Source organism: Streptomyces pratensis (assembly GCF_016804005.1).
In the GTDB taxonomy this organism is placed as follows: Bacteria; Actinomycetota; Actinomycetes; order Streptomycetales; family Streptomycetaceae; genus Streptomyces; species Streptomyces pratensis_A.
Genome location: NZ_CP051486.1, coordinates 6,489,905 through 6,503,905 on the forward strand (window position 1 = coordinate 6,489,905; position 14,001 = coordinate 6,503,905).

At 70.2% G+C, this 14,001-nt stretch carries 14 protein-coding genes; 9 read left to right on the forward strand and 5 right to left on the reverse strand.

What is annotated here, in order from left to right; translation table 11 throughout:
* Positions 1-76: 76 nt before the first annotated feature.
* From HED23_RS27045 to HED23_RS27065, 5 genes are all read left to right on the forward strand, one after another.
* Positions 77-1,060, forward strand: a complete 984-nt coding sequence (locus HED23_RS27045) for a hypothetical protein (RefSeq protein ID WP_203185993.1) — start codon at positions 77-79, stop codon at positions 1,058-1,060.
* 130 nt (positions 1,061-1,190) lie between these two features.
* A complete protein-coding gene (gene chvE / locus HED23_RS27050) occupies positions 1,191-2,300 on the forward strand; it encodes a multiple monosaccharide ABC transporter substrate-binding protein (protein WP_203185994.1) in 1,110 nt (369 codons plus the stop codon).
* Positions 2,301-2,332: 32 nt separating this feature from the next.
* On the forward strand, positions 2,333-3,883 hold the full coding sequence (mmsA, locus tag HED23_RS27055) for a multiple monosaccharide ABC transporter ATP-binding protein (protein ID WP_203185995.1): 1,551 nt from the start codon (positions 2,333-2,335) through the stop codon (positions 3,881-3,883).
* Entirely contained in the window at positions 3,880-5,124 is a 1,245-nt protein-coding gene (mmsB, locus tag HED23_RS27060; RefSeq protein WP_203185996.1) for a multiple monosaccharide ABC transporter permease, read from the forward strand. Before mmsA ends, mmsB begins: the two co-directional genes overlap by 4 nt.
* 29 nt (positions 5,125-5,153) lie before the next feature.
* Positions 5,154-6,311, forward strand: a complete 1,158-nt coding sequence (locus HED23_RS27065; protein WP_203185997.1) for an aldose epimerase family protein — start codon at positions 5,154-5,156, stop codon at positions 6,309-6,311.
* A gap of 80 nt (positions 6,312-6,391) precedes the next feature.
* Here HED23_RS27065 and HED23_RS27070 read toward each other — a convergent pair whose 3' ends face one another.
* From HED23_RS27070 to HED23_RS27080, 3 genes are all read right to left on the reverse strand, one after another.
* On the reverse strand, positions 6,392-6,868 hold the full coding sequence (locus HED23_RS27070; RefSeq protein ID WP_203185998.1) for a hypothetical protein: 477 nt from the start codon (positions 6,866-6,868) through the stop codon (positions 6,392-6,394).
* Between the two features lie 128 nt (positions 6,869-6,996).
* Complete coding sequence (locus HED23_RS27075) at positions 6,997-8,514, reverse strand: alpha-N-arabinofuranosidase (protein WP_203185999.1); 1,518 nt, start codon at positions 8,512-8,514, stop codon at positions 6,997-6,999.
* Between the two features lie 184 nt (positions 8,515-8,698).
* Positions 8,699-9,127: an organic hydroperoxide resistance protein gene (locus tag HED23_RS27080; RefSeq protein WP_203186000.1), complete on the reverse strand. Its 429-nt coding sequence runs from the start codon at positions 9,125-9,127 to the stop codon at positions 8,699-8,701.
* A gap of 125 nt (positions 9,128-9,252) precedes the next feature.
* Here HED23_RS27080 and HED23_RS27085 point away from each other — a divergent pair, with 125 nt between their 5' ends.
* Complete coding sequence (locus tag HED23_RS27085) at positions 9,253-9,747, forward strand: MSMEG_6728 family protein (RefSeq protein ID WP_203186001.1); 495 nt, start codon at positions 9,253-9,255, stop codon at positions 9,745-9,747.
* Between the two features lie 73 nt (positions 9,748-9,820).
* Here the strand turns inward: HED23_RS27085 and HED23_RS27090 are convergent, their stop codons facing one another.
* Positions 9,821-10,840, reverse strand: coding sequence for an NADP-dependent oxidoreductase (locus HED23_RS27090; RefSeq protein ID WP_203186002.1), 1,020 nt, complete (start codon positions 10,838-10,840; stop codon positions 9,821-9,823).
* 113 nt (positions 10,841-10,953) lie between these two features.
* On the opposite strand from HED23_RS27090, the gene HED23_RS27095 reads away from it, so the two are divergent.
* Positions 10,954-11,388 (forward strand): MarR family winged helix-turn-helix transcriptional regulator, encoded by a 435-nt coding sequence (locus HED23_RS27095; RefSeq protein ID WP_203186003.1) that lies wholly within the window; start codon positions 10,954-10,956, stop codon positions 11,386-11,388.
* 51 nt (positions 11,389-11,439) lie between these two features.
* Here the strand turns inward: HED23_RS27095 and HED23_RS27100 are convergent, their stop codons facing one another.
* Positions 11,440-12,132 (reverse strand): SCO2400 family protein, encoded by a 693-nt coding sequence (locus HED23_RS27100; protein ID WP_203186004.1) that lies wholly within the window; start codon positions 12,130-12,132, stop codon positions 11,440-11,442.
* 122 nt (positions 12,133-12,254) lie between these two features.
* On the opposite strand from HED23_RS27100, the gene HED23_RS27105 reads away from it, so the two are divergent.
* Together HED23_RS27105 and HED23_RS27110 are read left to right on the forward strand one after the other, a co-directional pair.
* The gene (locus HED23_RS27105; RefSeq protein WP_203186005.1) at positions 12,255-12,827 is read left to right on the forward strand and encodes a hypothetical protein; all 573 of its coding nucleotides are present in this window, start codon (positions 12,255-12,257) and stop codon (positions 12,825-12,827) included.
* 132 nt (positions 12,828-12,959) lie between these two features.
* Entirely contained in the window at positions 12,960-13,997 is a 1,038-nt protein-coding gene (locus tag HED23_RS27110) for a rod shape-determining protein (RefSeq protein ID WP_203186006.1), read from the forward strand.
* Positions 13,998-14,001 lie beyond the last annotated feature (4 nt).

Genomic DNA, 14,001 nt, shown 5'->3' on the forward strand with positions numbered 1-14,001 from the left:
GTCCTGACCGCCTCCGTACCGGCGCACTCCCAAAGATCCGAACTTCGTCCGAAATACCGAACATGAAGGACCAGTCGTGAACGACGCCCCTGTCACTCCCCCCGGTGCCTCCGGCGCCCGCCGCCCCGGTGACACCGCGCTCACCGCGCTCGGCCTCGGCCCGGCCCCCCTGTCCCCGGCGGACGCCTCCCCGCACTCCTTCCCGGACGGCGGGAGCTGGCGCACCGAGGTGCCGTCCGTGGAGGGCCCGGAAGCCCTCGGCGTCGTACTCAAGGAGTCCGCCCGGCTCGACGTCCCGGTCCACCGCATCAGCCAGGGAAGCGGCGTCTGGATGCTGACGGACGCGGAGATCACCGAGATGGTGGAGGGCTGCGCCGAACGGGACATCGAGCTCTGCCTGTTCACGGGACCGCGCGGCACCTGGGACACCGGCGCGTCGGTCCGTACGGACTCCGGCGGCGCGGGTCTGCGTTCGCGCGGCCACGACGCCCTGGCCGGCTGCGTCGAGGACGCCCTGCGCGCCACCGCACTGGGCGTGAAGTGCCTGCTCGTGGCCGACGAGGGCGTGCTGTGGACGCTGCACAGGCTGCGCGAGCAGGGTGTCCTGCCCGCGGACACCACCTTCAAGGTGTCGGCCCTCATCGGACCGGTGAACCCCGCTTCGTTCGCCGTCTTCGAGCAGCTCGGCGCCGACTCGATCAACATCCCCTCCGACCTGACGCTCGCCCAGTTCACGGAGATCCGCCGGGTGTCGAGGGCCCCGATGGACCTCTACATCGAGGCCCCGGACGACCTCGGCGGCTACGTGCGGATGTACGAGGTCGCCGAGCTGATCAGGCGCGGCGCACCGCTGTACCTGAAGTTCGGCCTGGCCAAGTCACCCGGCATCTACCCGTACGGGCAGCACCTGCGTGACCTGGCGCTGTCCACCGCCAAGGAGCGGGTGCGGCGCGGCCGGCTCGCGCTGGACCTGCTCGCGCGGCACGGGGCGGACGGGGACATGGCCCCGCTCGGCAGCCGGCTGCCGGGGCCGCTCAACCGGTTCGCGATCTCGTCATAACGTTCCGGAAACCTTCTCCCCAAAAGAAGACACAGCCGCGCACAATCCCACACACCTGTTCTCGGTCGATCAGACCCCGGCGGTCTGGCACCGACGGACCGAGCACTGACCCACATCAAGGATGATGACTATGCGCAACCGCAGAGCCGCACTTGCCGCCATAGCCTCCGCCGCTTCCCTCGCCCTCGCTCTGACCGCCTGCGGCCAGAACAGCGAGGGCGGCAGCGAGGAGGACAAGGGTGGCTCCGACGGCGCCACCATCGGCGTCGCGATGCCGACCAAGTCCTCCGAGCGCTGGATCTCCGACGGCGCCAACGTCGTGAAGGAACTCAAGGCCAAGGGCTACGAGACCAAGCTCGCCTACGGCGAGGACGACCCGGACCAGCAGGTCTCGCAGATCGAGAACATGATCACGCAGGGCGTCGACGCCCTGATCGTCGCCGCGATCGACAACAAGTCCCTCGACAACGTGCTTCAGCAGGCCAAGGACGCCGACATCCCGGTGATCTCCTACGACCGGCTGATCCTCGGCACGGAGAACGTCGACTACTACGCCTCGTTCGACAACGAGAAGGTCGGCGAGCTCCAGGGCACGTACATCGTGGACAAGCTCGGCCTGGGAGAGGGCAAGAAGGGCCCCTTCAGCATCGAGCTGTTCGCCGGTTCCAACGACGACAACAACACCAAGTACTTCTTCCAGGGCGCGATGAACGTCCTCAAGCCCCACATCGACAAGGGCGAGCTGGTCGTCAGGTCCAAGCAGACCGCGCTCAACCAGGTCACCACCCTGCGCTGGGACGGCGGCACCGCGCAGAAGCGCATGGACGACCTGCTGACGTCCAGCTACCGCAGCGCCCGGGTCGACGCCGTGCTCTCGCCGTACGACGGCATCTCCATCGGCATCCTCTCCGCCCTGAAGTCGGACGGCTACGGCACGAAGGCCAAGCCGATGCCGGTCGTCACGGGCCAGGACGCCGAGGTCGCCTCGGTGAAGTCGATCATCACCGGTGAGCAGACGCAGACCGTCTACAAGGACCTGCGCCAGCTCGCCGAGGTCGCCTCGAACATGGTCGACGCGGTCCTGAACGACAAGAAGCCCGAGACCAACGACACCAAGTCCTACGACAACGGCGCCAAGGTCGTCCCCGCCTTCCTGCTGCAGCCGGTCAGCGTCGACAAGGCCAACTACGAGGAAGTACTCGTCGACGGCGGCTACTACAGCGCGAACGACCTCAAGTAACCGGGCTCCCTAAAGGATTGGAAGGCAAGACCATGGCGGGACCCGTCCTGGAAATGCGCTCGATCGTCAAGACCTTTCCCGGTGTCAAAGCGCTGTCGGACGTCACACTGACCGTCCGCCAGGGCGAGGTCCACGCCATCTGCGGAGAGAACGGCGCCGGCAAGTCGACCCTGATGAAGGTGCTCTCCGGTGTCCATCCGCACGGCAGCTACGAAGGGGACGTCCTCTTCGAGAGCGAGGCCTGCCGGTTCAAGGACATCCGGGCGAGCGAACAGCACGGCATCGTGATCATCCACCAGGAGCTGGCGCTGGTGCCGTACCTCTCCATCGCGGAGAACATCTTCCTCGGCAACGAGCACGCCAAGCGCGGACTGATCAACTGGAACGACACCCTCAGGCACGCCGGTGAACTGCTGCGCAGGGTCGGCCTCGACGAGCACCCCGAGACCCGCGTCGCCGACATCGGCGTGGGCAAGCAGCAGCTGGTGGAGATCGCCAAGGCGCTGTCGAAGAAGGTGAAGCTGCTCATCCTCGACGAGCCGACGGCGGCGCTCAACGACGAGGACAGCGGCAAACTCCTCGACCTGATCCTTTCGTTGAAGGAACAGGGCATGACCTCGATCATCATCTCGCACAAGCTGAACGAGATCCGCCGGGTCGCCGACTCGGTCACGATCATCCGCGACGGGCGCTCCATCGAGACGCTCGACGTGAAGGCTGCCGGGACGACCGAGGACCGGATCATCAGCGGGATGGTCGGCCGCGACCTGGAGCACCGCTTCCCGGAGCGGACCCCGCACCACCCGGAGGAGGGGACCGCACCCGCCCTGGAGATCCGCAACTGGACCGTGCACCACCCCATCGACCAGCAGCGCAAGGTCGTCGACGACGTCTCGATCGAGGTGCGGCGAGGCGAGATCGTCGGTATCGCCGGGCTCATGGGCGCCGGCCGCACCGAGCTGGCGATGAGCGTCTTCGGCCGCTCCTACGGCCGGTACGCGGGCGGCACCGTCCTGCGGGACGGCACCGAGATCCGTACGAAGTCCGTCCCGGAGGCGGTGAAGCACGGCATCGCCTACGCCACCGAGGACCGCAAGCACTACGGCCTCAACCTCATCGACACCATCAACCGGAACATCTCGCTGACCGCGCTGGGCAAGGTCGCCAGGCGGGGTGTGGTCGACGAGCACGGGGAACGGCAGGTCGCCGAGGGCTTCCGCAAGTCCATGAACATCAAGGCGCCGACCGTCTTCGAGCCGGTGGGCAAGCTGTCCGGCGGCAACCAGCAGAAGGTCGTCCTCAGCAAGTGGATCTTCGCGGGTCCCGAGGTGCTGATCCTGGACGAGCCCACGCGCGGGATCGACGTGGGCGCCAAGTACGAGATCTACACGGTCATCGACCAGCTGGCCGCCCAGGGCAAGGCGGTCGTCTTCATTTCCTCCGAACTGCCGGAGCTGCTCGGCATGTGCGACCGCATCTACACGATGGCCGCGGGACGGCTGACGGGTGAGTTCTCGCGGGCCGAGGCCTCGCAGGAAGCGCTGATGCGTCAGATGACGAAGGACAAAGAGGTAACCCGATGAGCACGGACGTCACCGCCAAGAACCCGGCCCCCGCGCCGCAAGGCAAAGGAGGATCGGCCTCCGGCGAGAGCCTGCTGCAGCTGATGCTCGGCGGCATGCGCCGCAACATGCGCCAGTACGGCATGCTGATGGCCCTCGGCCTGATCGTGGTGCTGTTCGCGGTGTGGTCGGACGGCGACCTGCTGCTGCCGCGCAACGTCTCCAACCTGGTTCTGCAGAACAGCTACATCCTGATCCTCGCGATCGGCATGATGCTCGTCATCATCGCGGGCCACATCGACCTGTCGGTCGGCTCACTGACCGCGTTCATCGGCGCGATGGCCGCCGTGCTGATGGTCGAACACACTCTCCCCTGGCCGCTCGCGGTCGGGCTGTGCCTGGCCATCGGCGCCGCCGCGGGCGCCGTGCAGGGGTTCTTCATCGCCTATCTCGGCATACCGTCGTTCATCGTGACCCTCGCGGGCATGCTGCTCTTCCGCGGTCTGACGGAGATCTTCCTGAAGGGCCAGACCCTCGGCCCCTTCCCCAAGGACCTGCAGAAGATCGCCAACGGCTTCCTGCCCGAGGTCGGCCCCGACACCAACTACCACAACCTCACCCTGCTGCTGGGCTTCGCCCTGATCGCCTTCGTGGTGTTCCAGGAGGTCCGCGACCGCAAGCGGCAGCAGGAGTTCGCCCTCGACGTGCCGCCGGTCAAGCTCTTCGTGCTGAAGCTGGTCGCACTGGTCTCGGCCGTCCTCGTCGTCACGATGCTGCTCGCCAGCTACAAGGGCGCCCCGGTCGTACTGCTCATCCTCGGTGTGCTGGTCGTCGGGTTCGGCTACCTGATGCGCAACGCGATCATCGGCCGTCACATCTACGCCATCGGCGGCAACCTGCCCGCCGCCAAGCTGTCGGGCGTGAAGGACAAGAAGGTCACCTTCCTGGTCTTCCTGAACATGGGCATGCTCGCGGCCCTGGCGGGCCTGGTCTTCGCCGCCCGCTTCAACGCGGCCTCGCCCAAGGCGGGCCTCAACTTCGAACTGGAGGCCATCGCCGCCTCGTTCATCGGCGGTGCGTCGATGAGCGGCGGCGTCGGCACGGTCCTCGGCGCGATCATCGGCGGTCTGGTCCTGGGCGTGCTGAACAACGGTATGAACCTCGTCGGAATCGGCACCGACTACCAGCAGGTCATCAAGGGCTTCGTCCTGCTGGCCGCGGTCGGCTTCGACGTCTGGAACAAGCGCAAGGTCGGCTCGTAACCTCCCCTTCTTCCGACAGGAGTCGTTTCATGACCGGAACCAGCAGACGCACCGTCCTGGCCGCCACGGCCGCCGCCGGGCTGGCCGTGGCCGCGGGAGCCCCGGCCGCGCACGCCTCGGCCACCGGACGTGCCCCGTCCAAGGAGCTCTTCGGCACGCTCGCCGACGGGACCGAGGTGCACCGCTGGACCCTCGCCAACGGCGGGACCCGGCTGAAGGTCCTCTCCTGGGGTGGTGTCGTCCAGTCCCTGGAGATCCCGGACCGCAGGGGCCGGACGGCGAACGTCTCGCTCGGCTTCGACAACCTGCCGGACTACGTGGCGAAGTCCCCGTACTTCGGCGGTCTGATAGGCCGGTACGGCAACCGCATCGCCGAGGGGCGCTTCACCCTCGACGGTGTCACGCACCAACTGCCCGTCAACGACGGCCCGAACAGCCTGCACGGCGGCGACCAGGGCTTCGACAAGCGGGTCTGGGACGTGAAGCCGTTCACCGGACGCGGCGACGTGGGGCTGGTCCTCACCCGGACCAGCCCGGACGGCGAGGCCGGCTACCCGGGCGCGCTCGCCGTCCGCGTCGTCTACACCCTCACCTCCGGGGGCGACTGGCGCATCGACTACACGGCGACCACGGACCGCGCCACCGTCCTCAACCTGACCAGCCACGCCTACTTCAACCTGGCGGGCGAGGGCAGCGGCAGCGTCGACGGGCACCTGCTGGAGCTTGCGGCGGCGCGCTACACACCGGTCGGGGCGACGCTCATCCCGACCGGCGAGCTCGCCCCTGTGGCGCGCACACCGTTCGACTTCCGGCGGTCCCGGGCCATCGGGGACGCCGTACGCACCCCGCACGAGCAGATCGGCCACGGGAAGGGGATCGACCACAACTACGTGCTGGACAAGGGGATCACGGCCCGCCCCGAGTACGCGCTGACCGTCACGGACCCCGGCTCGGGCCGGGTGATGAAGATGTACACGACGGAACCCGGCATGCAGGTCTACACGGGGAACTTCCTCGACGGCACGCTGACCGGCACCTCGGGACGGGTCTACCGCCAGGGTGACGCGTTCTGCCTGGAGTCCCAGCACTTCCCGGACTCCCCCAACCAGCCGTCGTTCCCGTCGACGGTGCTGCGGCCGGGTGACACCTACCGTTCGACGACGGTGCACACCTTCTCGGCACGCTGAACACGCCTCCCCGGCGCACGTACGGCGCCCTGCCCCCGAGCTCGGGGGCAGGGCGCCGTACGTACGCCGGGGCCCGGGCGTCAGCCCCGGACGGGCGGCCCGGCGACGTGTCCTGCCCGCTCGGCGTACCACTCCTCGTGGCCCGTGTCCCGGAAGTCGATCCCGCGCCAGTGGGACCCCGGGTATCCGGGCACGGAACGCCAGTGACCCGCGAGGTCGCAGAGGTGGTTCCAGTCACGCCGGATTCGCTCCAGCCGCTCCTTCTCCCGCGTCCGGCGCTCCTCGTCGGTGGGCACCGGGGCCGGCGGCATCCCGGCGTGGACACGGACGCGGGCGGGCCGCCGACGCGTGACGAGGGAATCCAGGGTGAGGACCAGCGCGGCCACCGCCTCGGCGAGTGCCGAGGCGGTGATGCCCTCCTCGCTGCCCGGCGGGTGGGCACGGGCCGCCCGCTCCAGCCGGGGAAGCAGGAAGTCGCCGACCTCCCACACCAGTTCGGCTGTCAGCCCGTCGGCGTACCGCACCCCGTCGTCCGTCCGGCCGGCGTCGCTCGTCATGTCGGTCCCCCTCGCGTCCGGGTCGGTCCGGGAGCGGCGGCCGCCCTGTGCCCGGCACCGCTCGGCGGGACGAGCCTATCCGCGGCGTGGCGCGGCACGGGGCGCGGGACGCGTCGGGGGTGCGGCGCTCAGACCAGGCGGATCATGTTCCAGGACAGCGGCTCCAGCACGGCCTTCAGCGTGCCGTCGGCGAGCACGGTGCCCTCGGCGGCGTGCGGGGCGACCCGCTCGGGCTCGGCGAGGGTGTTGCGGGCCTCCGGATCGGCGTCCGCGACGACCTGGTGCTCGGCGACCCGCTCCAGGTCCAGCCCCGCCAGGGCGACTTCGAGCGGCAGCACGGCGTCCTGGCTGCGGTTGACGGCGAACACCGTGACGGCGCCCGTCTCCGGGTCCCGTACGGCGGTGGCGTGCAGCAGGTCCGTCTCGCCGTACCTCGCGGTCCCGTAGGTCGGCGAGTCCACCCTTACGTCCAGGACCTGGCCCTGCCCGTACCGCGCGGCCTGCGCGAAGGGGAAGAAGGTGGTCTGCCGCCAGGCGGGTCCGCCGGGCTCGGTCATGATCGGCGCGATCACGTTGACCAGCTGGGCGAGACAGGCGACGGTCACCCGGTCCGCGTGGCGCAGCAGCGCGATGAGGAGGCTGCCGAAGACGACGGCGTCGGTGACGCTGTAGTTGTCCTCCAGCAGCCGTGGCGCCTCGGGCCAGTCGAGGGGGTTCTCCTCCGCCTCCTTCTGGTAGCGGCTCATGTACCAGACGTTCCACTCGTCGAAGGAGAGGTTGATCTTCTTCGACGACTTGAGGCGTGCCCCCACGTGGTCGCAGGTCGCCACCACGCTCTCGATGAAGGACTCCATGTCCACGGCCGAGGCGAGGAAGGAGTCGCGGTCGCCGTCGGTCTCCTCGTAGTAGGCGTGCAGCGAGACGTAGTCGACGAGGTCATAGGTCTCGGCGAGGACGGTCGCCTCCCACTCGGCGAAGGTCGGCATGGCGCGGCTGGAGGACCCGCAGGCGACGAGCTGGACCGACGGGTCGATCTGCCGCATCGCGCGCGCCGTCTCGGCCGCGAGCCGCCCGTACTCCTCGGCGGTCTTGTGGCCGGTCTGCCACGGGCCGTCCATCTCGTTGCCCAGACACCACAGCTTGATCCCGAAGGGGTCCTTGTCGCCGTGGCCGACCCGGCGGTCGGAGAGTTCGGTCCCGGACGGGTGGTTGGCGTACTCCTGGAGCTGGATGGCCTCCTGGACGCCGCGCGTGCCGAGGTTGACCGCGAGCATCGGTTCGGCCTGCGGCCCGACCTTCCTGAGGAAGTCGATGTACTCGGAGAGGCCGAAACGATTCGTCTCGGTGGAGCGCCATGCCAGGTCGAGGCGGCGGGGGCGCTCGTCGGCGGGGCCGACGCTGTCCTCCCACCGGTAGCCGGAGACGAAGTTGCCGCCGGGGTAGCGGACGGCGGTGACACCGAGTTCACGGACGAGATCCAGGACGTCGGTGCGCAGTCCGGCCTCGTCCGCCGACGGGTGGCCGGGCTCGAAGATGCCGTCGTAGACACAGCGGCCGAGGTGCTCGACGAAGGAGCCGAAGAGCCTGGGGTCGACGTCGCCGACGGTGAAGGCCGGGTCGAGGGTGAAGCGCGCGGTGCGGGTCATGGCTTCCTTACTCGTTCGATATTTCGAATGCTGCTCGTAACCTCGAACGGACCGTAAAGTTCAGCCTCCTCGGCCGTCAATGCCCCTGCGCGCGCTTCTCGGGATGCGGGCGGCGGCGCACGAGCGAGGGCCGCATCCCGTGTGACGGGATGCGGCCCTCGGACCTACGTGATCAGTCTCGGAGTCAGGCGACCGACAGCTCGACCTTGATGTTGCCCCGGGTCGCGTTCGAGTACGGGCACACCTGGTGCGCCTTCTCGACGAGCGCCTGGGCGGTGGCCGTGTCGACGTTCGGGATGGAGGCGCTTATCGCGACCTCCAGGCCGAAGCCGCCCGCCTCGGTCTTGCCGATGGAGACCGACGCGGTCACCGTCGAACCGGAGATGTCGGCCTTCTCCTGGCGGGCGACCACACCGAGCGCACCCTGGAAGCAGGCGCTGTAACCGGCTGCGAAGAGCTGCTCGGGATTGGTCCCCGCGCCGCTGCCGCCCATCTCCTTCGGCGGGTTGACGACGACGTCGAGCTTGCCGTCATCGGTGGAGACGCGGCCGTCACGGCCGTTTTCCGCGGTGGCGACGGCGGTGTAGGCGACGTCGATGCTCTGGATGGTCATGCGGGTGATCCTCCTGCTGGTGCGCCGCGACTCGCGCCCACGATCGCGACGGCCTGAGCGGAGCCTAGCGGGTGACGGGGCGCGGACGGGACTGCCGTCGGGCGCACATGGGACAGTCATGGACCATGCAGACATTCCTGCCCTACGCCGATTTCCGCCGGAGTGCCCTCACGCTGGACCCACGGCGGCTGGGGAAACAGCGGGTCGAGGCGATCCAGGTCCTGCGAGGACTCACCGTCCCCGGCTACGGCTGGCGGCACCACCCCGCCGTCCGCATGTGGGCCGGCTACGAGGAAGCGCTCGTACGCTACGGCCTGGACGTGTGCGCCGTGTGGACCGCCGGGGGCCGGGCGGACACCTGCGCGGCGACCCTGCGCGAGGACCTCGCCGCGTCGCTCCGGCACACCGAGGTCCGGTCGGACGCGGAGCTCGCGGCGGCGGGAGAACTGCCCCCGTGGCTGGGCGAGGAGGCGCTGCACCGGAGCCATCGCTCCGCACTCGTGCGCAAGGACCCCGCGCACTACCGCCCGCTGTTCCCCGGCGTACCGGACGACCTGCCGTACGTGTGGCCCGCCTCCGACCGCGGAGGACGTCGAGCTCCGAAGCCGGGCCGCCCGTGATCGTCGCGGGTGCGATGTCCCTCCACCGCACACCCAGGACGGCGACCACGGGCCCACCGGCGGTCAGGGCCGGTCAGGCGTCCAGCGAGACGATCATCTTGCCGGTGTTCTCGCCGCGCAGCAGGCCGACGAAGGCGTCGTAGCCGTTCTCGATGCCCTCGATCTTCGTCTCGCGGTACTTGAGCTCACCGGAGGCGATCCAGCCGGCCACGTCCTGGACGAACTGCGGCTGGAGATCGGCGTGGTCGCCGACCAGGATGCCCTGCAGGCGAAGCCGCTTGCCGATGACGAGCGCCAGGTTGCGCGGGCCCGGCGTGGGCTCCGTGGCGTTGTACTGGGCGATCATCCCGCAGATCGTGGCACGGCCGTGCACGTTCAACGAGGAGATCGCGGCCTCCAGGTGTTCACCGCCCACGTTGTCGAAGTAGACGTCGATGCCGTCGGGGGCGGCCTCGGCGAGCTGGTCCCTGACGGGGCCGTTCTTGTAGTTGAAGGCGGCGTCGAAGCCGTACTCCTCGACGAGGAGCTTGACCTTCTCGTCGGAACCGGCCGATCCGATGACGCGGGAGGCGCCCTTGATCTTCGCCATCTGGCCGACCTGGCTGCCGACCGCACCGGCGGCACCGGAGACGAAGACGGCGTCCCCCTCCTTGAAGGAGGCGACCTCGAAGAGGCCGGCGTAGGCCGTGAGCCCGGGCATGCCGAGCACGCCGAGGTAGGCGGAGAGCGGGGCGACGGAGCCGTCGACCTTGACCGCGTGCTTGGCGGGCACGTCGGCGTACTCACGCCAGCCGAGACCGTGCAGGACGTGGTCGCCCACGGCGAAGCCCTCGGCGTTCGACGCGACGACCTCGCCGACCGCGCCGCCGTCCATGGGGTGGTCGAGCTTGAAGGGCGGGGTGTACGACTTCACGTCGTTCATCCGGCCGCGCATGTAGGGGTCGACCGAGAAGTGGAGGTTGCGGACGAGGACGCGGCCCTCACCGGGAGCGGTCACCGGCGTCTCGCGCAGCGCGAAGTCCGAGGCCTCGGGCCAGCCGTGCGGACGGGCGACGAGGTGCCATTCGCGGCTGGACGTGGGAAGTGCAGACATGGGCTCGGGTTCTCCTCGATGTCGTACGGGGGGAAGCAGAAAAGCTTCAGGACGTGAAACAACCATGCGTCCAGATATTTCACCTTGTCAAGTAATTCGGTACGCTGGGTGTCATGGCCTCCTCGCACACCGATCCGCTCACCCTCGACGTCATCCAGCTCATCGGCGGGGTCGTGGCGCGCTACCACGAGGAGTACGACCGGGCAGCGGCCACACACGCGCTGACCGGCGCGCAGGCCAGGGTGCTCGGGCTGCTCTCGCTGGAGCCGATGCCCATGCGCAAGGTCGCCCGGAAACTGAAGTGCGAACCGTCGAACATCACGGGCATAGTCGACCGGCTGGAGCTCCGTGGCCTGGTGGAACGCCGCCCGGACCCGGCCGACCGGAGGGTGAAGCTCGCCGCACCGACCGAGGAGGGCATCCGGACCGCACGGCAGCTGCGGGACGCCCTCGACTTCGCCCGGGAGCCCCTGGCCGAGCTGTCGGAGTCGGAGCGGACGGTGCTGCGCGACCTGCTGCGGCGGATGCTCGGCGAGGACGACGTCTAGCGGGATCCACCACCGGCCCAGGGGGCGGCGCCTGCCGGATCCCTCACCGGATCAGGGGCAGAAGATCCACCATATGCACGTCTCCGTCGGTGACGGGGTGGGGGCGGGGTCGTCCGGGGGCCCGGGTGTCGTCGGGTCCGCGGTCGGCGACCCTGATCCCGAGGGCTCGGCCGGCGCACCGGTTCCCTCCGGCTCCTCGGGCGCGGAGGCGGACGGCGAGGGCGCAGCCGGGGCGGAGGCCGCCGGGGGCGCCTCAGGCTCCGCGGAGCGGGAGGGGGCGCCGGTGGCCGTCGCGGAGTGCGAATCCGTGACCGGTACGGCGGTGGGCACGTCCACCGGTCCGGGGTCCTCGGGCCCCGTGCTCGACGAGGCGGACGGGAGGGGCTCGGTGGGGTAGGACGTGGCCTCGCTCACGTAGTCCGCGGCGCCGTCGTCACCCTCGGGCTCCATGGCCAGCTCGGCCAGGCTCAGTGCCCCCAGTGCCAGCACGAGGCCCGCCGCCGTCAGCAGCAGCGCGCGGCCACGCCGCCGGTGGGTACGGCGGCCACGCCCCCGGGCGGCGGCCCGGGCGCGACGGCGGTGACCGGCCTGCGCGGAGGGCTCCAGGGTCTCGCCGACGGGCTCCGCGTCACGGCCGGAGAGGCCCACGACGGCATAGGGGACCAGCGCGTCGGCGGGGGTCCCGCAACCCGCGCAGGCCAACGCCCCGTTGAGGTGCCGTCGGCACGGGTGGCAGTAATCCATGGCGCCCGCAGACTAGACGGGCGGGGAACGGCACAGGAAGGCGCACAGGTGAGGATCCTGTGTGGAATCGAGGACTCCGGAGCGCTGCACCGCCATCCGTGGCAGGCGGCAGGATGGGTCCCATGACCCCTCCCGCCCCGTTCGGGCCGCTCCAGTTCCAGCTCGTCCTGCTGCGCCGGATGGCCGACCACCAGCCGGGCCTCGCCGAGGACGCCCGCCACGAACTGAGCGCCTCCCTGGCCGAGATGCGGGAGGCGAACCGCCGTTGGCAGGCCATGCTGCGGGCCCCGCGCGGCCGGGGGGCGCTGCGCCGCTACCGCTCCGTCCTGGGCGAGCCCGAGTCCTCCGTGCGCCGCAAGGTCGGTGATCTGGAGTGCGACGCCCTGCTCTGGCCCCTGCCGCTCTGGCCGGACCTGCGGTTCGAGGTGATGGCGGGCCCCGGCGGGGCCGTGTGGAACGAGTGGCTGGTCCGGGCCCCGGGCGCGGCGGGCCCCGAGCTGCGTACGGCCGCCGACCTGCGTCCGTGGTCCTGCACCGTGGACGAGGTGGCCAGGGCCTTCGCGCCGGCGCGCCCCATGGAGGGCAGCGCGCCGACCCGGTGGGCCCTGGCCTTCACCGACCCGGCCGACGGGCGGCCCTGTGTCGCCGAGTTCACCTGGGGCCTCTTCCAGCGACTGCTGCCCGGCGGCGCCTGAGAACTGTCGGCCCGTCAGCCACGGGTCCCCCCTACGGCTCACCCAGCGCGCGCCGCTCCCACCACGGCGCGACGATGCCAGGACAGCCGGCTGCCGCCGGTGCCTCCGCCAGCGCTCCCGGGAGAATCTGCCGTGACCGTCAGTCTCGAACTGTTGCGCCGTTGCCATGTCGCCGTCGATCTCGGGGCCGCGAGGACCCGGGTGTACGTCAAGGGCGTGGGCCTCGTCGTCGACGAGGCCAGTGTCGTCGCCGTGAACACGCGTACCGGCTCGCTCATCGCCGTCGGGGCGCTCGCCGAACAGATGACCGGCCGTACACCGGCGTACATCCGGGTGGCCCGCCCGGTCTCAGGCGGAACCGTCGTCGACATCGACATGGCGCAGCGCATGCTGCGCCATCTGCTCGGTGAGAAGCTGCGCCGCCAGCTGCGCCGCAAGCCCCGGCTGCGGGCCGCCGCCTGCGTCCCGCACGACGCCGATCCGCTGGCCCAGCGGGCGGCCGTGGAGACCCTGGTGGGACTCGGCGCGCGGCGGGTGGAGCTGGTCGACACCCTGATCGCCGCGGCCATCGGCTGCGGGCTGCCGGTCGAGCAGCCGACCGCCACCATGATCATGGTCTGCGGGGCGGCCACCACCCAGATCGCCGTGCTCTCGCTCGGCTCGATCGTGACGGCCGTGCGCATCCCGATCGGCGGCGAGGCCATCGACAACGCGGTCATCCAGCACCTGCGCCAGCACCACCAGCTGATGCTGCCCAGTCAGTCGGTGCGCCCCCTGCAACTGGCGCTCCGGGGCAACGGCCTCACACTCAACGGCCCGGCGGTGACGGAGATCCACGGCCGTGACGTGGTCACCGGCCTGGCCCGTTCGGTGCAGGTCGACACCGCCGCCGTACGCCAGGCGATCCACTCCCCGCTGACCGCAGTGCTAGACGGACTGGGCAAGGTGCTGCGGGACTGCCCGCCCGACCTGGTGGCCGACATCGCGGAGTCCGGGATCATGATGGTCGGCGGCAGCGCCCTGCTGCCGGGACTCGACCAGATGCTGCGCGACGCGACGGGCGTCCCGGTGAACATCGCCGAGCGGCCCGACGTGTGCTCCGTGCTGGGGCTCGGCGCGATGCTGGACGGCACGGTCCAGCCGCTGGTCCTAGCCCCGCTCGCACGCTGAGAGC